Below are 24,825 nucleotides of genomic sequence, written 5' to 3' on the forward strand. Positions count from 1 at the left end.
TACTGTGGGGGATCCTCGGCGAGAAACTGGGCTGGATGAAGGTAGTGCGCTGGTTTGGCTGCATCGGCATGGCGCTGTCGAGCCTGGCGTTTTACTACATCCCGCAGCACTTCGGGCATAACTTTGCCATGGCGCTGGTGCCGGCGATTGCGCTGGGGATTTTTGTGGCGGCGTTTGTGCCGATGGCGGCGGTCTTCCCGGCGCTGGAGCCGCAGCATAAAGGGGCGGCGATCTCGGTCTACAACCTGTCGGCGGGGCTGTCCAACTTCCTGGCGCCGGCGATTGCGGTGGTGCTGCTGCCGTACTTCAGCACGATTGGGGTGGTGGTGGCGTATACCGCGCTGTACGTGCTGGCCTTTTTCCTCTGCGCCTTTATTCGCGTCGAGCAGCCGGGCTTTACCCTGAAGCCTGTGGCTGCCCGCAAAAGCGTTGAGTTTTCCTGACACAGTTCCCGGGCTGACAGGCGAGTCCCGTCAGCCCGGTTTGAGGTAAAAGATGAGCATCAAAGCGGTAATTTTTGACATGGATGGCGTGATTATTGATTCAGAAGCCCTGTGGCGGCAGGCGCAACGGGAGGCGCTGGCCTGCTGGGGCGCAACGGTCAGCGAGGAGGAGTGTGAAACGCTGACGAAAGGTAGACGACTGGACGATATTGCCCGCGTGTGGTGTCGGCACTGCCGGCTGGCGATTGCGCCACAGCAGCTGGAGGCGCTCATTTTACAACGCATCGTTGGATTGATTGCCGTCAAAGGAGAGGCGATGGGCGGCGTCAACGAGACATTGGCGCATTTTCGTCGTCTGGGCTACCGGATTGCGCTGGCGACCTCCTCATCTCACCCGGTGATTTCCGCGGTACTCGATAAGCTCTCTCTGCGGTCCTGTTTTGATGTGATTTCCAGCGCCGATGATGAGGCGTGGGGCAAACCGCACCCGGCGGTCTACCTCTCGACTCTGGACAAACTGGGGCTGAGCGCCGGGGAGTGTCTGGTTATCGAGGACAGTTTTCATGGCTTTTGCGCGGCGCAGGCGGCGGGCATTGCCACGGTCGTGATTGCGCCTGACTGCCAGCATCCGCGTTTTGCCGCCGCCGTCGCCCGCCATCGCTCGTTACCGGAACTGCTGCAGACGCGCGCTGAGCCTGCCCTGGCTCTCGGATAACGACCTTATCGGTGAGCGCAGAAGCCCTGGAGATGTAAACGGTCTTTTAATCTCTTCGTTCTGCGCTCACTTTCCACCAGCTATTATTTCAGCAGAGCGCAGTCCGGCGGCAGGCGGCAGCGCAGGGCGCCAGGAAGAATTTCCATGCGGAAATGTTTACCGCTCAGCGGCTCGCCATCGAGGTTAAAGGTCATCTCGTGCGGCGCGGTGACTTCAAACCACGACGACACGCCGTCCACCAGGTTAGGGGAGTTGTCGGGATTCGCCAGGGTAGTAAACAGCGCGGGGAGCAGCTCTTCGCCGGTAAAAACCCGCAAATGCAGCAGACCGTCGTTAATCAGGGCCTGCGGGCAAAGCTGCTGACCGCCGCCGGCCTGACGACCATTACCGATACCAATAACCAGCGCGTTTCCGCACCAGCTAAAGTTTTCGCCGCGGATTTCGCAGCGGTCGGGTTTCAGGGTGTCCATACGCATCAGGCCATGAATCAGATAGGAGACGCCGCCGAGCGCGGCTTTGAGTTTCTCCGGCGTTTCGGTGGTAATCCGCGTGCCGAAGCCACCGGTCGCCATATTAATAAAGCCGGTTTTGTCATTCACCCGCGCCACGTCGATGGCGATATCGCGGCCGACGATCGCCAGTTTCAGGGCGCTGGCGAGATCTTGCGGGATCCCGACGCTGGTGGCGAAATCATTGGCGGTACCCAGCGGCAGGATACCGAGCGGCACCTGGCTCTCACGTTGGACCAGCGCCGTGGCGACTTCATTGATGGTGCCATCGCCGCCGCCGGCAATCACCGTCCCTACCTTAAGCTGCAGCGCTTCATCGACAAAACGGACGGCATCGCCTTTTTCCCAGGTCACACGGACATGGATGTCGACACCTTCCTCGCGCAACAGCGCGATTGCTTCGCGCAACTGCGGCTCGTTAGCTCCTTTGCCATTGAGAATCAGTAAGCTGGCTGGAAACACGGGCATAGTTATGGCTTCCTTTTTGTACAAGATGCAGAAAGTGTACCCCATGAAGGCGAGGATGGACATTTTGTAAAAGCGGACGGCGACGAGAAGGGGGGAACGCCCAGCGGCGTGAAAAAAATAAGCCCGCGTAAGGGAGATTACGCAGGCTAAGGAGGTGGTTCCTGGTACAGCTAGCATTTATGGGTTATGTTTTTCAGCAGGATGGATGATACCCGCTTCAAACGAAACGGTGTGTGATCCGTTTCTAATATCCGTGCATCCTGAAAAAATAACCCTGATAAACTAGTTACTATGCGGATTTCTGGTCGTCTGACCAGTAAAGTTGCGCATCAGCAGAGCATACTGCAGTTCCATCTCTTCCGGCACCGGTAACCATACTGTATAGCCATCGCCAGGGGCGACCGGCATCGCTTCGCCTTTGGCATTCACCATCTGTTCAAGGGTGAAGTTAACGTTGCCCTGCGGGGTCATCAGCTCAAGGCTGTCGCCGACGGAAAATTTATTCTTCACCGCCACGGCGGCCAGCTGGCCGTTGCGCTCGCCGGTAAATTCACCGACAAACTGCTGGCGCTCGGAGAGGGAATAACCGTACTCGTAGTTCTGATAATCGTCATGGGTATGACGACGCAGGAAACCTTCGGTGTAGCCGCGGTGGGCCAGCCCTTCCAGGGTTTCCAGCAGGCTTTCGTCAAACGGTTTACCCGCCGCGGCGTCATCGATAGCCTTGCGGTAAACCTGAGCGGTGCGCGCGCAGTAATAGAACGATTTGGTGCGGCCTTCGATTTTCAGCGAGTGCACGCCCATCTGCGTCAGACGCTCGACGTGCGCAATGGCGCGCAGGTCTTTGGAATTCATGATGTAGGTGCCGTGTTCATCTTCGAAGGCGGTCATGTATTCGCCAGGCCGTTTGGCCTCTTCAATCATAAACACCCGGTCGGTTGGCGCGCCGATCCCCAGCGTCGGTTCGACGGTCTTGACCGGAATCGGCTGATGCTGGTGGACGATATTGCCGACATCATCTTCTTTGCCTTCCTGGACGTTATATTCCCAGCGGCAGGCGTTGGTGCAGGTGCCCTGGTTCGGGTCGCGTTTGTTGATATATCCCGAGAGCAGGCAGCGGCCGGAATAGGCCATGCACAGGGCGCCGTGGACGAAAATCTCAAGCTCCATCTCCGGGACCTGGCTGCGGATTTCGCCGATTTCATCCAGCGACAGTTCGCGGGAAAGAATGACCCGGCTCAGCCCCATCTGCTGCCAGAATTTAACGGTCGCCCAGTTGACGGCGTTGGCCTGTACCGACAGATGAATCTGCATATCGGGGAAGTTTTCCCGTACCAGCATGATTAAACCCGGATCGGACATAATCAGTGCATCCGGCCCCATATCCACCACCGGCTTCAGATCGCGAATGAAGGTTTTCAGCTTGGCGTTGTGCGGCGCAATGTTGACGACCACGTAGAATTTTTTCCCCAGCTGATGAGCTTCATTAATGCCCTGCTGCAGGTTTTCATGGTTGAATTCGTTGTTGCGCACGCGCAGAGAGTAACGCGGCTGGCCAGCATAAACGGCGTCTGCGCCATAAGCGAAGGCGTAACGCATATTTTTCAGCGTTCCCGCCGGGGAAAGGAGTTCCGGTTTAAACATGATGTTCTCGTTCTGATGACAGGTCAGATTCGCCACACCTGATGCGGCGACTTGGGGAAGCACCGTTATGAACAGTGCCCACACATTAAGGGCGGGCATTGTAGCGCTGTGGGTAAGGAGAGTAAACCTTTCCCCTTACCCCAATCTGCCCTTGTGAAACGAGAAGGGGGCTTACGCCAGACGACAGGCGTCGGCCTCCCAGCGGTAGCCAACGCCGTAGACGGCGCGGATAAAGGACTGCTCGGCGTCCAGCGACTCCAGCTTACGCCGCAGGTTTTTGATATGGCTGTCGATCGTTCTGTCGGTCACCACCCGATAGTCATCATACAGGTGATTGAGCAGCTGCTCGCGGGAGAAAACCTTGCCCGGCTCCTGAGACAGCGTTTTCAGCAGACGAAATTCGGCAGGGGTCAGATCCAGCAGCTTATCGCGCCATGAGGCCTGAAAACGGCCCTCATCGACAATCAGCGGGCTTTCCGCATCCAGCGCCAGCAGATCCCGCCGCGGTCGGCAGCGGCGGAGGATCGTTTTCACCCTGGCGACAACTTCGCGCGGGCTGTAGGGCTTGCAGATATAGTCGTCGGCGCCGATCTCCAGTCCAAGCAGCCGATCGATTTCCTCAATTTTCGCCGTCACCATCACCACCGGAACGTCGGAAAAGCGACGGATCTCCCGGCACAGCGTCAGGCCATCGGTTCCCGGCAGCATCAGATCTAACAAAATCAAATGCGGCGGGGTCTGGCGAACGTAAGGCAGGACCTTGTCGCCGTGATTAATCAGCGTTGGCGCATAACCTGCTGCGAACAGATAGTCGAGCAGCAACTGACCCAGTTTGGGTTCATCTTCCACGACAAGAATGCGTGGGGTATTTTCATCAACAGGTAATTCACTCATACGTCTCTCGGTGTATCACGTTCCAGAGGTAACTCTACTTTAATGCTAACCCCGCCAAAAGGCGAATGGTCGGCCCGTAAGGTGCCGCCGTGGGCAGCCACAATGTTGACACAAATCGCCAGCCCCAGTCCGGAGCCGCCGCTGGCGCGGTTGCGCGAACCTTCGGCTCGATAAAAGCGCTCGCACAGCCGCTCCAGCTGTTGGTCGCTGACGCCCGGACCGCTGTCGGCAAAATCAAGGATGATGCGACGGCCAGTCTGGCTGGCGCTGATCAGCAGACGTCCGCCGCTATCGGTATAGCGGAGACTGTTTTCCAGCAGGTTGTTAAAAAGCTGCATCAGGCGATCGCCGTCGCCAAATACCGTCGCGTTTTCCGGAAGCGAAACGGCGATGGTCAGCCCCCGGCTGGCAAAGCGTTCACGGAAGGCGCCCGCCGCGACTTCCAGCAGCGTAATGATATCCACGGAGGTTTTTTGATAGGCCAATGCGCCTTCGTCGGACATTGATAGCTGGTGTAGATCGTCGACCAGTTTGGTCAGGGTGGCGACCTCCGCCTGTAGCGAGGTGACGGAATCCGGGGTGAATTTACGTACCCCGTCCTGAATCGCTTCCAGTTCGCCGCGCAGCACCGCCAGCGGGGTCCGCAGCTCATGCGAAATATCCGCCATCAGGTCGCGACGCATTTGCTGGTTGCGCTCCAGGGTGCTGGCGAGCTGGTTAAAATCCTGCGCCAGGCGGCCGAGTTCATCGCTGCTACTGACCGCCACGCGGGTGGTGAAATCTCCCGCCGCCAGGCGGTGGGTCCCTTCGACCAGACGTTTGACCGGCGCCAGCAGGCCGCGCGCCAGCGGGAACGTGGCCAGCGCCGCAAGGATCGTCGACAGGGCAACAATCAGCCAGCTGGTGCGCTTTTGCTGACGGTCAAAGTTAATATCGGTGTTGCGCGTCAGACGCTCGACCGGTGACGCGATAACCGCCCCCACCGACACGCCGTTCACCACAATGTTGCGACGGCTGCCATCTTCAGGCACCCGCTCGCGGGGGCCAACCAGCACCCGTCCTTTCTGATCAACAACCCAGAAAAGCGTGCGCCAGCCGTGCGGGGGCATATCCGGGCCGGGGCCGCGTGGACCGTTTGGCGGAGGACCATCCGGCGGGGGGCCATCGGTGTCAGGGGGGCCGAGGTCCAGACGGCCGTCAGGCATGCCGCCGGCGTTTGTTTTGCGCCCGCCGGGGAAGCGATCGTCGTTATCGCGATCGAACGACTTTAACAGCTGGAAAATAAACCGATCGTTATTGCGCAGAAATTTCCAGTTGCCGTGCAGGGCATACTGCTCGCTCAGCGCATCGCCCAGCATCGTCAGCCGCTGTTCATTTCCGCGCTTGATATAATCGATAAATCCGCGTTCAAAACTGATGCGCACCGCCCAGTGCATGCTGATGAGCAGCACGATGCAGGTGGCCAAAATAGCCAGGAACAGCTTGCCGGTAATACCGGGACGCCATAGCTTCACGGTTCACTCCTGTTATGTCGGGCGATAGCGGTATTGCTGGCAGTATCATCCGGAACGCGGGAAAAAAGGCATGCCGGCAGCGCGATAATCACCGCCATGCTCAGGTAGGTATAGAGAAAGACCTGATGGGTGGCGGCGGCATCGGCGCTGATATGCTGTTGACCGAACAGGCCGAGCAGCATCCCGGCGAGGGTCACGCCAATACTCATCGACAGCTGCATGACCATCGACAGCATGCTGTTGCCGCTGCTGGCGAGATCATCCGGCAAATCTTTCAGCGTCAGGGTATTCATTGATGAAAAGCGGCTGGAGTTGATCATCCCCTGCACAAACAGCACCACCGGCAGCAGCCAGTACCAGCCCGCCAGGGCGACGGCCATAAACAGCAGGCTAACCAGCGCGAGGCCCACGGTCGCCACCATTAAGACGCGGCGGTAGCCAAAGCGGTTCACTACCTGCACCACGATACGTTTCATACCCATACTGCCAAGCACCATCGGAATCATCATCATCCCGGCGTGAAACGGCGTAAAGCCAAGGCCAATTTGCAGGAATACCGGCGTCATAAAGGGCAACATACCGCTGCCGATGCGTCCGGCAAAGCTGCCGCCGAGCCCGAGAGAGAAGGTGCGGTTGCGAAACAGGTTCAGGCTGAACAGGGCGTTGTCGTTGCCCCGGGCGTACCATAAATAGAGCAGAATCGAGGCCACGCCAATGACCACCAGCGCGCTCAGCAGCAGCGGGGATATCCCCAGCCCTTTTTTACCGTCGAGCGCGAGGGTTAAGGTCGCCATCCCCAGCGCCAGCAGGATAAAGCCAAACATATCGAAGCGCCGGGTCTGCAGCGTGTAGTTCGGCATCAGCCACAAGGTGGCGATGGCGCCGATAATGCCCACCGGAATATTGATTAAGAAAATCCAGTGCCAGGAGGCGTATTCCACCAGCAGGCCGCCGAGTGCCGGACCAAGCAGCGGGCCGACCTGGCCGGGGAGCGTCACAAAGGTCATCGCCGCCATATACTGGGCGCGCGGAACGATTTTCATCACCGTCAGGCGACCGACAGGCACCATCATGGCGCCGCCGACGCCTTGCAGTACGCGGGCCAGCACCAACTGATCGAGGGTTGCCGCCTGGGCACAAAACAGCGACCCGAGCGTAAACAGAATGATGGCGCTAAAGAAGATATTGCGTACCCCCACCCGGTCCGCCAGCCAGCCGCTGGCGGGCAGCATAATCGCCACCGTCAGGACGTAGGAGACGATAACCATATGCATGTGCAGGGGGCTCTCCCCAAGGCTTTTAGCCATCGAGGGGAGGGCGGTATTAACGATAGTGGTGTCCAGCGACTGCATAAAGAAGCCGAAAGCCACTATCCATAATTGCCAGCGGACGCTGGAGGGCAGTTCTGTCATATTATTCGCTTACCGGTTGGCTGAGTTTTCGCGAAAAACGCAACCGCAGACGGTCAAAGAACAGATAGACCACCGGCGTCGTGTAGAGGGTTAACAGCTGACTCATCACCAGCCCGCCGACAATGGTGATCCCCAGCGGCTGACGCAGTTCCGAGCCGTCGCCGCCCGAGAGCACCAGCGGCAGCGCGCCAAACAGCGCCGCTAAGGTGGTCATCATTATCGGGCGGAAACGCAGCAGGCAGGCCTGGAAGATCGCCTCTTCCGGCGGCAGATTGCCGTTGCGCTGCGCCTCGAGGGCAAAGTCGACCATCATGATGGCGTTTTTCTTCACTATCCCAATTAATAGCATGATGCCGATCAGCGCAATCAGGCTAAACGGCGCGCCAAAGAGCTCCAGCGCCAGCAGTGCCCCCACCCCTGCCGAGGGGAGGGTGGAGAGAATCGTTAACGGATGCACATAGCTTTCGTAGAGGATCCCCAGCACGATATAGACCGTCGCAATGGCGGCCAGAATCAAAATAACCTGCGAATTCATGGTCTGCTGGAAGACCTGCGCGGTACCGGCATAGGAGCCCCGGACGCTGGAAGGCACTCCAAGCTGCGTCATCGCGCGGTTGATGGCATCGCTGGCTTCCGACAGCGATTTACCGGTCGGCAGGTTAAAGGAGATCGTCGACGCCGCCGACAGCCCCTGGTGGTTGACCGACAGCGGCGCGTTAGCCGGCTGCCATCGGGCGAAATAGGCGAGGGGGATCGGCTTACCTTCACTGTTGATCACAAACATTTTATCCAGCGCGCTGACGTCCTGGGTATACACCGGATCGACCTCCATCACCACTTTATACTGGTTCAGCGGCTGGTAAATCGTCGAGATCTGCCGCTGACCGAAGGCGTTATTCAGCAGATTGTTGGCATCCTGAACGCTGATCCCGAGGCGCGACATGGTATCGCGGTCGTAGATGAGATCCATTTCGGCGCCGTTATCCTGTTGGTCAGAGTTGACGTCCGCCAGCTCCGGCAGCGCGGCCAGCGCTTTACGAATCTTCGGTTCCCATTCGCGCAGCGCCGAAAGATCGTCTGACAGCAGGCTGTACTGATAGCTGGCGTTGGCCTGGCGGCCGCCGACGCGGATATCCTGCACCGCCATTAAGAACAGGTTGGCGCCTGGTTCTTTCGCCAGTTTTTTACGCAGCCGGTCAATAATCTGCTGCGCCGTTTCATGCCGCTGGTCGCGAGGTTTGAGGGTGATAAACATCATCCCGCTGTTCACCCGTGAGCCGCCGGTAAAGCCGGTGACGTTATCTACCGCCGGATCTTCGCGGATGATTTGCATAAAGTCCTGCAGTTTGCCGCGCATCGCCTGGAAAGAGATGCTCTGGTCAGCCTGAATGCCGCCCATCAGCACGCCGGTATCCTGCTCCGGGAAGAAGGTTTTTGGAATCGAGATATAGAGCCAGACGCTGAGCGCCATGGTCCCCAGCAGCACCAGACCGGTGATGCGGCTATGTTTGAGCACCCACTTCAGCGATTTACCGTAGCCGCCCTGCACGGCGACCAGCAGGCGGCCGAAACCGCGGTTGCGCGTGGGTTCAGAAGGTTTACCGCTCTTCAGCAGCCAGCCGCACATCATCGGCGTCAGGGTAAGGGAGACCGCCAGCGAGATGCCGATCGCTACCGACAGGGTGACGGCGAATTCGCGTAACAACCGCCCCGGCAGGCCGCCCATCAGCAGCAGCGGTAAAAAGACCGCCACCAGCGAGAGACTCATCGACAGCACGGTGAAACCGACTTCACGGCTCCCCTGCAGCGCCGCCTGCAGCGGCTTCATTCCGGCCTCAAGATGACGGGAGATATTCTCCAGCACCACGATAGCATCGTCGACCACGAAACCGGTGGCGATGGTCAGGGCCATCAGCGACAGGTTGTTGAGGCTGAAATCGCAGAGATACATCGCCGCAAAGGTGCCAATCAGCGAGACCGGAACGGCCACCGCCGGGATCAGCGTCGCCCGCCCGGAGCGCAGAAACAGGAACACCACGAGGATCACCAGCGCCACCGAGATCACCAGCGTCTGCTCGACTTCCTCCAGCGAGGCGCGGATGGTCGGCGAGCGGTCCTGGGCGATTTGCAGGTCGATAGCCGCCGGAATGGTTTTTTGCAGCTCCGGCAGGCGGGCGCGAATGCTGTCGACCGTCTGGATGATATTGGCTTCCGGCAGCTTGCGGATCATCAGCAAAATGGCTGGCTTTGCGTTGGTCATCCCGGCGTTGCGCACATCCTGCACCGAATCGCTGATCTGTGCGACGTCGCCAAGACGCACCGCCGCGCCGTTGTTGTAGTGCACGATCAGCGGCTGGTATTCCGCGGCGGTTTTGAGCTCATCGTTAGTTTGTACCTGCCAGCGCGAGCTGTGATCCTCCAGCGCCCCCTGCGGCTTGCGGACGTTGGCGTTATCGATAGCGGTGCGCACGGCGTCCAGCGACACGCCCTGGTTAAACAGCGCCTGCGGGTTGAGGTCGACGCGCACCGCGGGCAGCGAGCTGCCGCCCACGTCGACGTCGCCGACGCCGTCAATTTGGGCGATGGTTTGCGCCAGTTGAGTCGAGGCAAAATCGTACAGCTCGCCCTGGGAGTAGGTATCCGAGGTGAGCGTGAGGATCATAATCGGCGCATCGGAAGGGTTGGCCTTGCGATAGGTCGGGCGACTTGGCATGCCGCTCGGCAGCAGGCTTTGCGCGGCGTTGATCGCCGCCTGTACATCGCGGGCGGCGCCGTTGATATCGCGGTCGAAATTGAACTCCATAATAATGCGCGTGCTGCCCAGCGAACTGGTGGAGGTCATTTCCGACACCCCGGCGATCCGGCCGAGCGAGCGTTCAAGCGGCGTGGCCACCGACGAGGCCATGGTTTCCGGCGATGCGCCGGGTAGCGAGGCGCTGATCATGATCACCGGGAAATCCACCTGCGGCAGCGGGGCGACCGGCAGCAGACGGAAACCGAGTACCCCGCACAGGGTGATGGCGAGCGAAATCAGAATCGTCGCCACCGGGCGGTAAATGAAGAGGGCGAAAAACTTCATTTACGCCTCCTCCTCATGCCGTGGGAAGCGGCTCTTGATATACAGCGACAGGCGGTCGAAGAGCAGATAGATAACCGGGGTGGTGAACAGCGTCAGCACCTGGCTTAACATCAGACCGCCCACCATCCCGATACCCAGAGGACGGCGCAGCTCGGCGCCGACGCCGGTGCTCAGCATCAGCGGCAGCGCGCCGAGCAGAGCGGCGAGCGTGGTCATCAGAATCGGGCGAAAACGCAGCAGACAGGCCTGATAAATCGCCTCACGTGGCGGCATGCCCTGTTCGCGTTCAGCGGCCAGCGCAAAGTCAATCATCATGATGGCGTTCTTCTTGACGATACCAATCAGCAGGATAATCCCGATAATGGCGATAACGTCCAGCTCGCTGCCCGCCAGCCACAGCGCCAGCAGCGCGCCGACGCCGGCGGTCGGTAAGGTCGACAGAATGGTAATCGGGTGGATAAAGCTTTCATACAGTACGCCGAGCACGATATACATCGCCACCACCGCCGCTACCACCAGCCAGACGGTGTTGCCGAGCGCCGACTGGAAGGCGAGGGTGCTGCCCTGGAACTGGGTGCGGATATCGGTCGGCAAATCCAGCGCCTGTTCGGCGGTGAGGATAGCGTCGACCGCATCGCCCAGCGAGTAGTTATCCGGGACGTTGAACGAAATGGTGGTCACCGGGAACTGATCGAGATGGTTAATCGACAGCGGCGCGAAGCGCTGCTCGACGCTGGCGATGGATTTCAGCGGCACGATGCCGCCCCCGCTGCTGGTCAGGCGAATGTTGTCCAGCGCCGCCAGCCCCGGCGTCGCCCGGGTGTCATGCTCCAGCACCACGCGATACTGATTGGCCTGAGTGTAGATGGTCGAGATCAGCCGCTGGCCGAAGGCGTTATACAGCGCATTATCGACATCGGCCATGCTGATGCCGAGACGGCTGGCGCTGTCGCGATCGACTTTGATATAGGCGGCGAGGCCCTTATCCTGCCAGTCGCTGCTGACGTCGGAGAGCTGCGGAAGCGCCTGGAGACGCGTCAGCAGCTGCGGCACCCAGTTACTGAGGGCATCCAGCGAGTTCGCCTGTAAGGTGAACTGATACTGGGTCCGGCTGACGGTGGTATCGATAGTCAGATCCTGGGTCGGCTGTAGGTAGAGCTCGACGCCGGGAATCCCGTCCACCGATTTCTGCAGGCGACTAATCACGGTCTGCACGCGGTCATCGCGTTCATCCAGCGGTTTGAGGTTAATCTGCAGGCGGGCGCTGTTCAGCGCCGGGTTGGTGCCGTCCACTCCGACGTAGGAGGTCAGACTCTCAACGGCCGGGTCTTTGAGGATCGCCGCGGAAACCTGCTCCTGGCGCTGCGCCATATTCGCAAACGAAGCGGACTGCGGAGCCTGTAATGTCCCCTGAATAATGCCATTGTCCTGAATCGGGAAGAAGCCTTTCGGAATGAAGACCCACAGCATAATGGACAGCACCAGCGTGCCTAAGGCCACGCTCAGGGTCAGCCACGGGTGATTCAGCACCCGGCTGAGCATCCGACCATAGGCGGCGATGACCCGCTCGAAGAAGCGCTCGCTGGCTCGCGAGAAGCGGTTTTGCTTACGCAGCGACTCGTGGCTGAGCATGCGCGCGCACATCATTGGCGTCAGCGTCAGCGAGACGACGGCGGAAATCAATATCGCCACCGCCAGGGTAATGGCGAACTCGCGGAACAGCCGGCCGACGATATCGCCCATAAACAGTAGCGGGATCAGTACCGCAATCAGCGAGAAGGTCAACGAGATGATGGTAAAGCCGATTTCTCCGGCGCCCTTTAGCGCGGCGGCGAGCGGCTTTTCGCCCTTTTCGATATAGCGCGAGATGTTTTCGATCACCACGATGGCGTCATCGACGACGAAGCCGGTGGCGATGGTGAGCGCCATCAGCGTCAGGTTGTTGATCGAGAAGTCGAGGAACACCATCACCGCGAAAGTGCCCACCAGCGACAGCGGCACGGCGACGCCCGGGATAATGGTCGCCGGTACGTTGCGCAGGAACAGGTAGATGATCATCACCACCAGCGCAATTGCCAGCATCAGCTCAAACTGGGTATCGCTCACCGACGCGCGGATGTTGGTGGTGCGGTCGGAAAGTACCTGCACCTTGACCGATTTCGGCAGACTTTCCGTCAGCTGCGGCAGCATCTGACGCACGCTATCGGCGGTGGCGATGATGTTCGCTCCCGGCTGGCGTTGGACGTTCATGACGATCGCCTGCTGGTTGTTTGCCCATGCGCCGAGCCAGCTGTTTTCCGCCCCTTGCTCAATGGTGGCGACATCGCCGAGACGAATCGGCGCGCCGTTCTGGTAGGCGATGATCAGGCGGCGATAATCTTCCGCCGACTGCATCTGGTCGTTAGCGGAGAGGGTCACGGCGCGAGAAGGGCCGTCAAGGCTGCCTTTCGCCGAGTTGACGTTGGCGCTGGTGATGGCGGTGCGAATGGTTTCGCTGGTCAGCCCGAGGGCGGCAATCGCCTCGGCATTGAGCTTCACCCGCACCGCCGGGCGTTGACCGCCCGCGAGGGTTACCAGCCCGACGCCGGAGACCTGGGAAATTTTCTGCGCCACGCGGGTCTCCACCATATCTTCCACCTGGGTCATCGGAATGGCGGACGAGGTGACCGCGAGGGTCATGATTGGCGGATCGGCCGGGTTAACTTTACTGTACACCGGCGGGTTCGGCAGGTCGGACGGCAGCAGGTTGGTGGCGGCGTTGATCGCGGCCTGGACCTCCTGTTCGGCCACGTCCAGCGGCAGGGTCAGCTGGAACTGGAGCGTGACCACCGAGGCGCCGCCGGAGCTTTGCGACGACATCTGCTTCAGGCCGGACATCTGGCCAAACTGGCGTTCCAGCGGGGCGGTAATCGCCGAGGTGACGACGTCCGGGCTGGCGCCGGGATAGAGGGTGACCACCTGAATGGTCGGATAGTCCACTTCCGGCAGGGCGGAAACCGGCAGGAATCGATAGCCGATGATCCCCGCCAGCATAATCGCCACCATCAGCAGCGTGGTGGCGACCGGGCGCAGAATAAACAGTCGGGAAGGGCCGCCCGTACTGCCTGGGGGTAATACCTGCATCAGGAGCGCGCTCCCTGGTGGCCGTATTCACGGCTGGTGGCCTTCTCCGCTGCGGCGGCCGGCGCGTTGTGCGGGTCCACCACTTCCACTTTCGCCCCTTCGGTCAGACGATCGATACCGTCAGTGACCACCCGGTCACCTGCCGACAACCCGGCGGTAATCACCACCTTCAGGCTGTCCTGAATACCCGGCGTGACGGTGTGCTTGCTGACTTTATTCTCATCGTTCAGCACCCAGACGAAGTGGCCTTCATTGCCCATTTGCAGTGCGGCAGTCGGGATGACGATGGCGTTCTGTTGCGTGTCTACCAGCATACGGGCGTTCACGAACTGATTCGGGAACAGGGCATCGTCCTGGTTGTTAAAGCGCGCTTTCAGTTTGATGGTCCCGGTGGTGGCGTCAATCTGGTTATCCAGACTCAGCAGCGACCCTTCGCTGATTTTTTGTTTGTTGGTCCGGTCCCAGGCCTCAACCTGCAGCGTTTTCCCGGCCTTCTGCGCCTGGACAACGGTGGCGATGTCATTTTCCGGCAGCGTGAAGACCAAATCGATCGGGTGGGTTTGGGTTAACACCACGATGCCAGTGGTATCGCTGCTTGAAATCTGATTGCCGATATCCACCTGTTTTAAGCCAACGCGGCCGTCAATCGGCGCGGTGATGCGGCTCCAGTTCAGCTGCAGTTGGGCGCTGGCCACGGCGGCCTCGTCGGCTTTGATGGTGCCTTCCGTTTCGCTGACCAGCGACTGCTGGGTATCCAGCTCCTGGCGGGAAACAAGATTGCTCTTCACCAGCTGTTGATAGCGGGCGAGATCGCGTCGGGCGTTAGCGAGCGTGGCTTTATCTTTCGCCAACTGGCCCTGGGCCTGCGCCAGCGCGACTTTAAACTGGCTGGGGTCGATTTCGGCGAGCAGATCGCCCGCTTTGACCTGTTGACCTTCCTGGAAGTGGATAGCTAACAGCTGGCCATCCACTCGGCTGCGCACGGTCACCGTATTGGCTGCCGTCACCGTACCGAGGCCGCTGAGATAGCGAGGCACCGATTCGCTGGTGGCCGTCGCCGCCTGAACCGGCGCCAGGGCCGCGCCGAAGCGACCGTGACGAGCGCCGCCTGGCGCCTGCGGCTGTGAGCCATTCGCTGCAGCAGGCGCCGCATTTGTCGCTTCACGACTCTGCCAGAACCAGTACCCGGCACCGGCAATGACGATGACCGCCAGCGCGATGCCCCAACGGAGTGTATGACTGCCTTTCATTAATTTGCTATCTCATCCTGAAACGTTTCGCGAAATGATACTAGTTTAGTGACCAAACGCCCCGCAAAAATGGAGGAATTATGAAAAGACTGTTGAGATATGTCTGGATAAAACGCTTTTCGATGAGCCGGTTAGGCTAAAAAAAAGCGGGGTAACTGGCCAGTCTTCGCCGTGGCCCGCTCGGTTGCTCCCGGTTCTGGCTGGACGGGGCGACTTATCAAGCCTGGTATAACCGCCCTGACGCCATTACTATCAAGATTATAGGTCTGTACTGCAGGGACGGGTACGTCGGGTGTCCGGATTGGTAACGCGAATGCCGGCATCCATCAGGAGTTGTGCAGCGACGATGAAATTTTTCCAGAAGACAAAATGGCTGTTGACGGGCGGTGGTATTGCCGTGCTCTTTTCCGTTTTGCTGACCAACGTTGTCATGTTAAATAATCAGCGCGCTCAGCTTGATACGCTGAGCCATGAACTTCTCGCTCACGCCGAAGAGGTGACCACGCAAATCATCTCTTCTATTCATCACGCGCAGATGCGACAGCTTGATGGCTGTAACAAGCAGGCGATCGCGGCCTTGCGGGAGGTTATCTGGAAGTATGCCAGGGTGGAAGACATTGGCATCGTGGAGAACGGTAAGCTGGCCTGCACCGCCAACTGGGGCATGCTGGATAAACCGCTGCCGCTTCCCGCCGAAAAATATGTCGTGCCAAATGGCTATAGTATTTACAAAGGAGTTAAAAATTATCTCCCGTACGGAGTGGTTCTCGATATGAGCCAGCAAGGCAATATCGTTTCTTTTACGTCCTCATTTGCTTTTAGCGCATTTTCCCGGCAGCACCACGGCTTTAATTTTTCTTTAACCAGCTTAAACGGCGAGCACGTTTTTCTTAATGATGTGAAATCCGCAGTCGGGACAGGGGCGTCGGTAAGCGTGAGCTTATGCAGCGGTAAATATGATATTTGCAGCCATCTGACGGAACGAAAACAGGGCTTTTTCTCACTCTCTGCGCTCCTTATCGCCCTTATTGTGAGCGCGGCTTTTATTCTCGGCGCCGCTATCTTCTATTCTATTCTGAGCTATCTCAGCGAACGGCGATCGCTGGAGTTTCGCTTAAAAAAAGCGATTATGAATCAGCGTCTTTACATGGAATATCAGCCGTTGGTGTGCGCTAAAAACGAACGGGTGGTCGGCGTCGAGGCGCTGGTTCGCTGGCATGATCCGCTCTATGGTCACATCTCCCCGGAGCTGTTTATTTCAATGGCCGAACAGCTGAATCTTTATCCCGATATCTCTAAGCTGGTAATGGAGAAGGCCACCCGCGAGTTGAAACCGCTTCTGCTCGCCGACGCGCAGTTTACCCTCGCGATTAATATCGGCAAATATGAAATTAATGACCCGTTTTTTTTAGATAACCTCCTGCGGGTTTTGCAACATAATGCGATTCGCCCTCAGCAGATTAAAATTGAGATTACCGAAAGAAGCGGCGAATACTATAAAAAAATCGCCGCCTTTTCCTTACAGGCGAGGAACCGCGGATTGCGCATCGCCCTCGATGATTTCGGCACGGGCTCTTCAAACCTGCAGTGGTTAACCGAAGTGTTTTATGATGAGATAAAACTGGATAAATTTTTCGTTAACGGACTTAAGAATGAGTATAAACGAGCTATTCTGACCTCGCTTCTGGATGTCGTCTGCAGGTTGAATAAGCAAATCGTTTTTGAAGGCGTAGAAAGTAAAATTGATTTTGAGTTCGTCAAATCCTTCGATGAAGATGCTTTAATTCAGGGATGGTATTTTTACAAGTCGATGCCAATCGAAAAACTCACCGCGCTACTCCTGCCCGTCACTCCCTCTCATCTGGCGGCAAACGCGCCGCTCTAGCCTTTGCCAGGGGCCCGTCATCCGACAGCGGAATGCGTCGTTTCCCCGGCAATATACAGCGTAAATTGACCGCTGTGGCCGGCTATTCAGCCGGACTGGTGACAACATCTGTTTGATAATCAAGAAAACCCGTTGCTTTACCGGCATGTCGGGAACAATAACGATCACTAGTCACCTGAGGGTTCTCTATGCATTTTAACCAGGCTATCGCCCGCCTGCCGGCCGCAACCTGTGCCGCCGGTCAAACCACCGCCCGGCTCGGCGCGCCGGATATTGCCGGCACCACACGTCAGTTCCTCGCTTATGTGGAAACCTTGCTGCAACTCGGCCTGAAAGTGACCGTATTGCCTGCGGCTGCGGACTATCCGGATGCCCATTTTGTTGAAGATACCGCCGTGGTCATGCCGGAACTGGCGGTCATCACCCATCCCGGCGCGCCGAGTCGCCAGGGAGAAGTGGCCTCGATAGCGCCGGTACTGGCCGGTTTTCGTTCACTGGTGCACATGAGCGAGCGGGGTCATATGGATGGCGGCGACGTGCTGCTGGTTGGTAAGCAGTTCTTTGTTGGCCAGACGGCGCGTACGGATGAGCAGGGGATCCGCGAGTTTGCCGCCGCCGTTGAACCGCATGGCTATCAGGTGACATCCATTGAAGTGAGTGCCGGGCTGCACCTGAAGTCCATCGTCAACTATGTCGGACGCAATACGCTGCTGCTGACGGAAGGGTACGTCAATCACCCGGCGTTTAGCGGGTTCAATACCATTGTGATCCCGCAAGAGGAGTCGTACGCCGGGAATACGCTCTGGATCAACGACACATTAATTACGCCTCAGGGGTACCCCTATACCCTGGGCGAAATCAGCAAGCTGGGGATGCCGGTTGTGCAACTCGACACCAGCGAATTTAAGAAAATGGATGGCGGCCTGACCTGCCTTTCACTGCGTTTTTAGCCACGTCGTTGACATCAGGGGTAACAGAATATGAAAACACGTATTGCCGCTTTACTGGCCTGTATGGCGCTGAGCGCGCCGCTGGCCGCCCAGCAGTTTGACACCATCAGCTTCGGCGTTGACGGTGGCTATCCGCCCTTTGACGTGTTGGCGCCCAGCGGCGAGATCACCGGCTTTGATATCGATATTGCCAATGCGCTCTGTACGCAGCTGAAAGCGAAGTGCGTCTTCGTGAAGCAGCCGTTTGAGAGCATGATCGCCGCGCTGAATGCGCATAAATTTGATGCAATCATTGCTTCGCTGAATATTACCGATGAACGTAAGAAGGAAGTGGATTTCACCGACCGCTACTATCGCAGCGCGGCGCAGCTGGTGGCGCGCAAGGGGAGTCCGCTGCTGCCGGAGGCCGCCAGTCTTAAGGGCAAGACCGTCGGCGTACAAACCGGCTCAACGCATGAAGCCTACGCCAGAACCCACTGGGCCAGTCACGGCGTGAAGATCGTGGGTTACGCCAACCAGGACAACGTCTATCTGGATCTGCTCTCCGGGCGTATCGATGCCTCCTTACAGGACAATATCCAGGCGGCGACCAGCTTTGTCGACACGCCGCGCGGGCAAAAATTCGCCTTCGCCGGCCCGGTCATCAGCGACGGCAGCATCTCGTCTGATGTCGGCATTGCGGTCAATAAAGACAATCCGGCATTGCGCGACGCCCTCAACGGGGCCATCAAGCAAATCCGCGCCGACGGCACCTACGCCGCGATTGAGAAAAAGTACTTTAGCTTCGATATCTACGGCAATTAAGCCGTAAAGGGGAGGGCGCGGTCGGCGACCGGCGCCCCTTTACGCAACGGGTGGAAGACAGAATATGGTTGCAGATTATTTACCGCTACTGTTACGCGGCGCGGGGGTGTCGTTGTGCGTGATGCTGGTCTCACTGCTGGTGGCGCTGCTGTTGGGGTTGGTGAATGCGCTGATTAAGCTGTTCGGACCGCGCTGGCTGCGTTGGTTTTCCACCGGCTATACCACGCTGGTGCGCGGCATCCCGGAGCTGGTGATTATGCTGCTGCTGTTTTTTGGCGGCGAGATGCTGGTCAACGCGCTGCTGTCGCTGGTGGGACTTGGGCCGGTGCGCTTTAATACCTTTATTTCCGGCGTGCTGGCGATTGGCTTCGTTTTTGGCGCCTATTACACCGAGACGTTTCGCGGCGCGTTTCTCACCGTCGATCGCGGACAAACCGAGGCGGCTGAAGCCTACGGTATGCGGCCGTGGCTGGTCTTCCGGCGTATTATGCTGCCGCAGATGCTGAGCTTTGCCATTCCGGGCATCAATAATAACTGGCTGGGGCTGATGAAAGCGTCGGCGCTGGTCTCCATTCTCGGTTTAGAAGATATGGTGTGGCTGGCGGAACAGGCCGGACGCGCCACGCAGAAACCCTTTTTGTTCTACTTCCTGGTCTCGCTGATTTATATGGTCATCACCGCCTTGTCCAGTTGGCTGTTTAGCCTCCTGGCGAAGCGCTACGCGCTGCGTTCATCAACGGCGGGGGCGACACAATGAATCTGCAGACCTTTATCGAGGCAGTACCGGGCTATCTGTGGAGTGACGGCAACGGTTCCACGAGCGGGCTGGCGATGACGGCGGAGCTGTTTTTGCTCTCCCTGGTGCCCGGAATGGCGCTGGCGGTGCTGTTGGCGATTAGCCAGGCCTACGGTCCGCGTCTGCTGGCCTGGCCCGTCCGCGGCTTCACCTGGTTTTTCCGCAGCACCCCGCTTTATCTGCAGCTGATGCTGATCTATTACGGGCTGTCTCAGTTCGACATCGTCCAGCTGGGCTGGCAAAACGATCGGCCGTTCTGGCTGCTGTTCCGCGACGCAACCTTCTGCGCCACGCTGGCGCTGGTGCTGAATACCGCGGCGTACGTCGCGGAATTGCTGGCGGGGATGATGGCGACGTTTCCGCGCCAGGAGTGGGTGGCCGGGGAAGCCTATGGCATGACTAAGTGGCAGATTATTCGCCGACTGGTCCTGCCCGCTACGCTGCGGCGGGGGATCCCGGCGCTGAACAATGAGATGGTATTTTTACTCCACGCCACTTCGCTGGCCAGTACCGTGACGTTGCTGGATATCACCGGCGTGGCGCGCGCCTTCTACGCCATTACCTACTCGCCGTTTATCCCGTTCCTGATGGCCGCCGCGCTCTATTTAGTGTGCACCTTTTTGCTGATTTTCGTCTTTTCGCGGGCGGAACGACGCTGGCTGGCGTTTATCAAGCGCCCCTGATCAGGAGCGTTTGATGGACTGCAGTTCCGTCAGGGTGACGATTTTATCGACGCGAAATTTTTTGCTGGTCAGCCAGCTGTCGGCCAGCTGGCAGTAGTGCGCCATGCTGCGACAGCCGATCCGCACCAGAAAGTCAAAGCTGCCGCTGACCAGCCAGCAGTCGAGCACCTCCGGCGTCTGGCGCATCTCCTGTTCAAATACCGGCTGTGAGCGGCCGTGGTCGGCCAGCGCAATTTGCGCCTGCACCACGAAAGCATGCTCCGGCTCGGGGAGTTCAATCACCGCGCTGTAGCCACGGATAATGCCGTCACGCTCAAGGCCACGTACGCGTTCCAGGCAGGGACGGGCGGTGAGGTTTACCTGCTCCGAGAGCTTTTGATAAGAAATGCGGCCATCCCGGCGCAGGATTTCAAGGATCTTATGATCGATACGGTCAAGCCGGGCTTTCTTTTCCACAGATAGGATGTCCAATGAAAATTAAACACTATACCTTACCCGAACATGCGTTGAGTGGGCAGCGGCAATTAATCCATTTTCACTTTGGCGAACCCGGCCGCGGAGAGAAAATTTATCTGCAGGCGGGACTGCACGCCGATGAAATCCCGGGCATGCTGGTGCTGCATTATCTTAAAAGATTACTCAACCAGGCGGAACGGCGCGCCGAGTTGCGCGGTGAAATTATTCTCGTCCCGGTGGCTAACCCGCCGGGCCTGGCTCAGGTCGTGCTCAACGGCGGTATCGGGCGATTTGACCTGACGAGCGGTCGCAACTTCAATCGCGATTTTCCCGATCTGGCCCACCTTGCACAGCAGTATCTCTGCGCCGATGTACCGCTGACCCGTGAAGCGTACCTGCAGCAGGTCCGCGGGGCGATGCGCGAGGCGCTGACCGCCGAACCGCTGCGCAGCGAAGTTCAGGCGCTACGTCACCATCTGCTGACTCTGGCCTGTGATGCCGACGTGGTGCTGGATCTGCACTGCGACGATCGGGCCATTTTGCACCTGTATGCCGATCCGGTCTGGCAGGCGGAGGCCGGTGTGGTGGCCGCCTTTTTAGGTATTGGAACGGTACTGCTGGCGCAAGAGAGCGGCGGTAACTCGTTTGATGAGGCCTGCGGACTGCCCTGGCATCGCCTGGCAGCGCGCTTTCCGCAATGGCAGCAGGGCCAGCCTGGCTGTATGGCGGTGACCGTGGAGCTGCGCGGTCAGCAGGATGTGAATCACGCGCTGGCCCGCGAGGATGCCGAACGTCTGTACCGTTATCTGCAATACCGCGGCGTGCTGGCGGGCGCATGCCCGTCTGTCCCGCAGCAGGAGACGCTGATGCTGCCGTTTGCCGGGGGAGAGATCGTCACCGCGCCAGCCAGCGGGATCCTCGTACCGTTGAAACAGCCCGGCGAGTGGGTCAGCGCCGATGAGGTGGTCGCCGAGATTATCGATCCTCTCACCGATATGATTCAATCGGTCCGTCCGCAGGCCGGCGGGTTAATTTACGCCAGCCGTCGGGCGCCATTTGTCACCTTCGGCGCCGAGGTGATGAAAATAGTCGGCAAGCAGCCTTATGCCGGCGGCGGCGGGCTGGCGATGTAATCCGTGCGGCCGGGGGACCTCAGCCGTCGGGCGCCCGAATGCGCGGCCGCCGCGGAGCGGGTGAGGATTGATATGCATCAAGAGTTTTATCAACTGCAGAGATAAATAACTAAAAAAGAGTTGTAACCCTTGCGTCTTTTATTCAATTTATGTGGTGAATGTTTAATGCATACGGATAAAAAAACATATGTGCATTAAAATCAATACATTAAATAAATCAGGGGTTCATTGTTGTGGCAAGTGCAAACAAACTCACGCTGTTTATCGTTATTTTCATGCTGTTGGGGATCCTCTCCGGCGCGGTGATTCATGCGTATGCCTCTCCGGGCACAATTACGTCATGGGCAGAAAATATTACGCTCTTTACCGACATGTTCTTGCGGCTGATTAAGATGGTCATTGCGCCATTAGTCTTCAGTACGCTGACGGTGGGCATTATGCGTCTGGGAGAAACCGCGACTATCGGGCGAGTGGGCGGCAAGGCGATGGTGTGGTTCATCACCTCCTCAATCCTCTCTATTCTGGTCGGGCTGGTGATTGTGACTCTTGAACATCCCGGCGCAGGCTTAAACCTGGCGATTCCAAAAGAGTCGGTGGATACCGGCCTTGCGGTCAGCGGAATGAGCTTAAAAGGATTCCTGTCTCATACCATCCCGACCAGTATTACCGAGGCGATGGCGAACAACGAAATTCTGCAAATCGTGGTGTTCTCGATGTTCTTTGGTATCGCCGGGGCCTCGTTGGGGGAGAAATTCAACGCGCCGCTGGTCGCCGCGCTGAACGTCGTCTCTCATATCATGCTGAAGGTCACCGGATATGTGATGTACGTGGCTCCGTTGGCTATTTTTGCCGCGATTTCATCGGTTATCGCCTCGCAGGGGATGGGCATTTTGCTTAACTATGCCTCCTTTATCGGCGGCTACTACATTGCGGTGCTGCTCACCAGCGCGGTGCTGCTGGCGGTAGGCTATATGGTGCTGAAAAAAGAGGTCTTCCGCCTGCTCAACATGCTCAAAGATCCGGTGCTGGTGGCGTTTACCACCAGCAGCTCTGAGGCGGCGTATCCGAAGACCCTGGAGCGGCTGGTCAGTTTTGGCTGCTCGCGCAACATCGTCTCCTTCGTGCTGCCGATTGGCTACTCCTTTAACCTGGTGGGGTCGATGGTCTACTGCTCGTTTGCCTCGATGTTTATTGCCCAGGCTTATAACATCCAGCTGAGTTTTAGCGAAATTACCGTCATGATGCTGACCTTGATGCTGGCATCAAAAGGGATTGCCGGGGTCCCGCGTTCTGCGCTGGTGGTTCTGGCCGCCACGATCCCGAGTTTCAATATCCCCGTTGCCGGGATTCTGCTGTTGATGGGCATCGACCATTTCCTTGATATGGGCCGTTCGGCGATCAATGTGCTGGGCAATGGGATTGCCACGGCGATGCTGTCGAAAAACGAGGGGCTGCTGCAGGAAGAGGAGCCGGAAGTGGAACCTCAGCAGGTACAGGCCTGATCGCTCAACGCCCTCTTCGCGGAGGGCGTATTTCCCGTATGTTGTGAAAGTGTTGTGGAAAAAGAGGCCCCCAACAGGCACGCAAGGGGCAATGTGACGAAACGAACTCACCCCGATTAACCTATTATTTTCATGGTACAAAAATACGCGGCAGTATCTTTATACCCGGGTGGCGAATAATTTTATCGGTTAGCTACGGTGGATGAGAAGTTATTTCCCGCTGACACGCTTCTTTTCAGAATGGATAACCTGAGCAACCCGTTGAATTCCTAATTTTCCCTGTTTCAATGGTGTGTTCAGTCGCGCTGATTGATCTTATCCGCGTTCTTTTAACACGCTAATGAACTGAAAGAAGTCATAATGATTATTCAGTCCGTATTTTTCCATGATCTGATTTTTATGATAAATCACGGTCTTCGGGCTGAGCTGATGAAGTGCAGAAATTTTACCAATATCAAAGCCATTCATCAGGCCATGGGCAACGACGACCTGCGAAGGCGACAGGATTTTGTGCGGGCAGTTGGCGCATATGGATGCTGAGTCGAGCGCCCGTTTTGACTCCGGCTGTTCACTCTTCGATAGCGCCCGGCTAATCATCTCGCGCAGGCTGTCAACATTGACCGTTCTGACGGGAACGAAGGTGACATCTTTCAGGCAGTTGACGATCCGCGTCTTTTCCGGCAGCTCATCATAGCGATGCAAAATGATCACCGAACTGTTTTTCTTACGGTTTTTAATACTGGTGTTACACAGGTGAATCTCACCCGGGAGAATCTCAGCGATGATGATGTCCTGAGCGGACAACTCGCTTGAGTGGCCGCTGAACTCAATCGTCAGGGCGTCGCTGACCCGGGTGAGATCGTGGATTATTGCCATTAGCGACGCCCTAAGGAAGGTGTTGCGGCTGATAATCGCGATACTTATTTTTCTCATGACGTGACTATCCTGCGGCACTGGCATCATGCCAGGCTGCGAGCAACCTTACGGGCGTTTACGGCAATTGCCGTGTCTCGGGAATATCGTATTTATGAACGGAAGCATGACCTTTCATAACTACGATAGCAGTAACAGGCGCCTGCCAGGATTATTTTCTGCGCATTTTTCTGTCTGCAAAGGGAATACGCTCTTTTCTCCTGTCTTTTATATAAGAAATAAGGCTGTAAACGGAGACCGCGAAGAAAAACAGGCATAGCAATAAGGCCAGCCACGTTTGTAAGGCCATAATGAATAATCCTTAACTGAGTTTTATGCTGTGATAAATACGCAACAGTGCGCATGCGAATATTATTATTCTGTTATTCAGCGTGAAGCTGCTACCGTCGCGGCGTCTGCCGCATAGAATATTCGCGTAACGTCGCCGCCTTGAACGCAACCCTGGCAGAGTGAAACCCGGTCTGTCCGCAGGTTGGCTAGAGCGAAAGGGGGGCGCGTTCCCCTCCCGCAGCATGGCTGATTTCGGTCACGACATTTGCGGCATGAGGTCAATGTAAGAAAATTCTTAATTCTCTGTCAGTCTCATTTCTCTCATTTCTCTCAAAAAATAAGAAAAATTAACAACAACAGAT

The 24,825-nt window shown here is 57.7% G+C and carries 20 protein-coding genes; 9 read left to right on the plus strand and 11 right to left on the minus strand.

What is annotated here, in order from left to right; translation table 11 throughout:
• Window positions 1–443: MFS transporter (locus tag GRPL_RS13465; protein ID WP_032699156.1), on the plus strand; the 443-nt coding region annotated here is incomplete at its 5' end.
• A 52-nt stretch (window positions 444–495) separates the two neighbouring features.
• Complete coding sequence (locus GRPL_RS13460) at window positions 496–1,158, plus strand: HAD family hydrolase (protein ID WP_032699157.1); 663 nt, start codon at window positions 496–498, stop codon at window positions 1,156–1,158.
• Between the two features lie 83 nt (window positions 1,159–1,241).
• Here the strand turns inward: GRPL_RS13460 and yegS are convergent, their stop codons facing one another.
• From yegS to GRPL_RS13420, 8 genes are all read right to left on the minus strand, one after another.
• Window positions 1,242–2,135 carry a lipid kinase YegS gene (gene yegS / locus GRPL_RS13455; RefSeq protein ID WP_004864639.1) on the minus strand — a complete coding sequence of 298 codons (894 nt, stop codon included), beginning with the start codon at window positions 2,133–2,135 and terminating at the stop codon, window positions 1,242–1,244.
• 282 nt (window positions 2,136–2,417) lie between these two features.
• Window positions 2,418–3,779, minus strand: a complete 1,362-nt coding sequence (trhP, locus tag GRPL_RS13450; protein WP_032686771.1) for a prephenate-dependent tRNA uridine(34) hydroxylase TrhP — start codon at window positions 3,777–3,779, stop codon at window positions 2,418–2,420.
• A 171-nt stretch (window positions 3,780–3,950) separates the two neighbouring features.
• Window positions 3,951–4,673: an envelope stress response regulator BaeR gene (gene baeR, locus GRPL_RS13445; RefSeq protein WP_004864635.1), complete on the minus strand. Its 723-nt coding sequence runs from the start codon at window positions 4,671–4,673 to the stop codon at window positions 3,951–3,953.
• Entirely contained in the window at window positions 4,670–6,187 is a 1,518-nt protein-coding gene (gene baeS / locus GRPL_RS13440; RefSeq protein WP_004864633.1) for an envelope stress sensor histidine kinase BaeS, read from the minus strand. Before baeS ends, baeR begins: the two co-directional genes overlap by 4 nt.
• Window positions 6,184–7,599: an MFS transporter gene (locus GRPL_RS13435; RefSeq protein WP_004864631.1), complete on the minus strand. Its 1,416-nt coding sequence runs from the start codon at window positions 7,597–7,599 to the stop codon at window positions 6,184–6,186. Before GRPL_RS13435 ends, baeS begins: the two co-directional genes overlap by 4 nt.
• 1 nt (window position 7,600) lies before the next feature.
• A complete protein-coding gene (gene mdtC / locus GRPL_RS13430) occupies window positions 7,601–10,678 on the minus strand; it encodes a multidrug efflux RND transporter permease subunit MdtC (RefSeq protein WP_032699159.1) in 3,078 nt (1,025 codons plus the stop codon).
• Entirely contained in the window at window positions 10,679–13,801 is a 3,123-nt protein-coding gene (locus tag GRPL_RS13425) for an MdtB/MuxB family multidrug efflux RND transporter permease subunit (protein WP_032695409.1), read from the minus strand. It abuts the gene before it with no gap.
• A complete protein-coding gene (locus GRPL_RS13420) occupies window positions 13,801–15,051 on the minus strand; it encodes an MdtA/MuxA family multidrug efflux RND transporter periplasmic adaptor subunit (RefSeq protein ID WP_032686755.1) in 1,251 nt (416 codons plus the stop codon). The genes GRPL_RS13425 and GRPL_RS13420 overlap by 1 nt, the downstream gene beginning before the upstream one ends.
• Window positions 15,052–15,397: 346 nt before the next feature.
• On the opposite strand from GRPL_RS13420, the gene GRPL_RS13415 reads away from it, so the two are divergent.
• From GRPL_RS13415 to GRPL_RS13395, 5 genes are all read left to right on the plus strand, one after another.
• The gene (locus GRPL_RS13415; RefSeq protein WP_032699161.1) at window positions 15,398–16,936 is read left to right on the plus strand and encodes an EAL domain-containing protein; all 1,539 of its coding nucleotides are present in this window, start codon (window positions 15,398–15,400) and stop codon (window positions 16,934–16,936) included.
• Between the two features lie 188 nt (window positions 16,937–17,124).
• Complete coding sequence (locus GRPL_RS13410) at window positions 17,125–17,886, plus strand: dimethylarginine dimethylaminohydrolase family protein (protein WP_004864620.1); 762 nt, start codon at window positions 17,125–17,127, stop codon at window positions 17,884–17,886.
• Window positions 17,887–17,916: 30 nt separating this feature from the next.
• Window positions 17,917–18,690 carry an ABC transporter substrate-binding protein gene (locus tag GRPL_RS13405; protein ID WP_004864618.1) on the plus strand — a complete coding sequence of 258 codons (774 nt, stop codon included), beginning with the start codon at window positions 17,917–17,919 and terminating at the stop codon, window positions 18,688–18,690.
• Between the two features lie 64 nt (window positions 18,691–18,754).
• Window positions 18,755–19,447 carry an ABC transporter permease gene (locus GRPL_RS13400; protein ID WP_004864616.1) on the plus strand — a complete coding sequence of 231 codons (693 nt, stop codon included), beginning with the start codon at window positions 18,755–18,757 and terminating at the stop codon, window positions 19,445–19,447.
• A complete protein-coding gene (locus GRPL_RS13395) occupies window positions 19,444–20,169 on the plus strand; it encodes an ABC transporter permease (protein ID WP_004864613.1) in 726 nt (241 codons plus the stop codon). The genes GRPL_RS13400 and GRPL_RS13395 overlap by 4 nt, the downstream gene beginning before the upstream one ends.
• Here the strand turns inward: GRPL_RS13395 and GRPL_RS13390 are convergent, their stop codons facing one another.
• Entirely contained in the window at window positions 20,170–20,625 is a 456-nt protein-coding gene (locus GRPL_RS13390) for an Lrp/AsnC family transcriptional regulator (protein ID WP_004864612.1), read from the minus strand. It abuts the gene before it with no gap.
• 14 nt (window positions 20,626–20,639) lie between these two features.
• Here GRPL_RS13390 and GRPL_RS13385 point away from each other — a divergent pair, with 14 nt between their 5' ends.
• Entirely contained in the window at window positions 20,640–21,758 is a 1,119-nt protein-coding gene (locus GRPL_RS13385) for a succinylglutamate desuccinylase/aspartoacylase family protein (RefSeq protein WP_032699163.1), read from the plus strand.
• Window positions 21,759–21,991: 233 nt separating this feature from the next.
• Window positions 21,992–23,260, plus strand: a complete 1,269-nt coding sequence (locus tag GRPL_RS13380) for a dicarboxylate/amino acid:cation symporter (protein ID WP_032686759.1) — start codon at window positions 21,992–21,994, stop codon at window positions 23,258–23,260.
• Between the two features lie 315 nt (window positions 23,261–23,575).
• Here the strand turns inward: GRPL_RS13380 and GRPL_RS13375 are convergent, their stop codons facing one another.
• Both GRPL_RS13375 and GRPL_RS27740 read right to left on the minus strand, forming a co-directional pair.
• Window positions 23,576–24,193, minus strand: a complete 618-nt coding sequence (locus tag GRPL_RS13375; RefSeq protein WP_032699164.1) for a LuxR C-terminal-related transcriptional regulator — start codon at window positions 24,191–24,193, stop codon at window positions 23,576–23,578.
• Window positions 24,194–24,344: 151 nt separating this feature from the next.
• Window positions 24,345–24,482: a small membrane protein gene (locus tag GRPL_RS27740; RefSeq protein ID WP_004864603.1), complete on the minus strand. Its 138-nt coding sequence runs from the start codon at window positions 24,480–24,482 to the stop codon at window positions 24,345–24,347.
• Between the last annotated feature and the right edge of the window lie 343 nt (window positions 24,483–24,825).

This window comes from Klebsiella planticola ATCC 33531, assembly GCF_000735435.1.
Classification (GTDB): Bacteria; Pseudomonadota; Gammaproteobacteria; order Enterobacterales; family Enterobacteriaceae; genus Klebsiella; species Klebsiella planticola.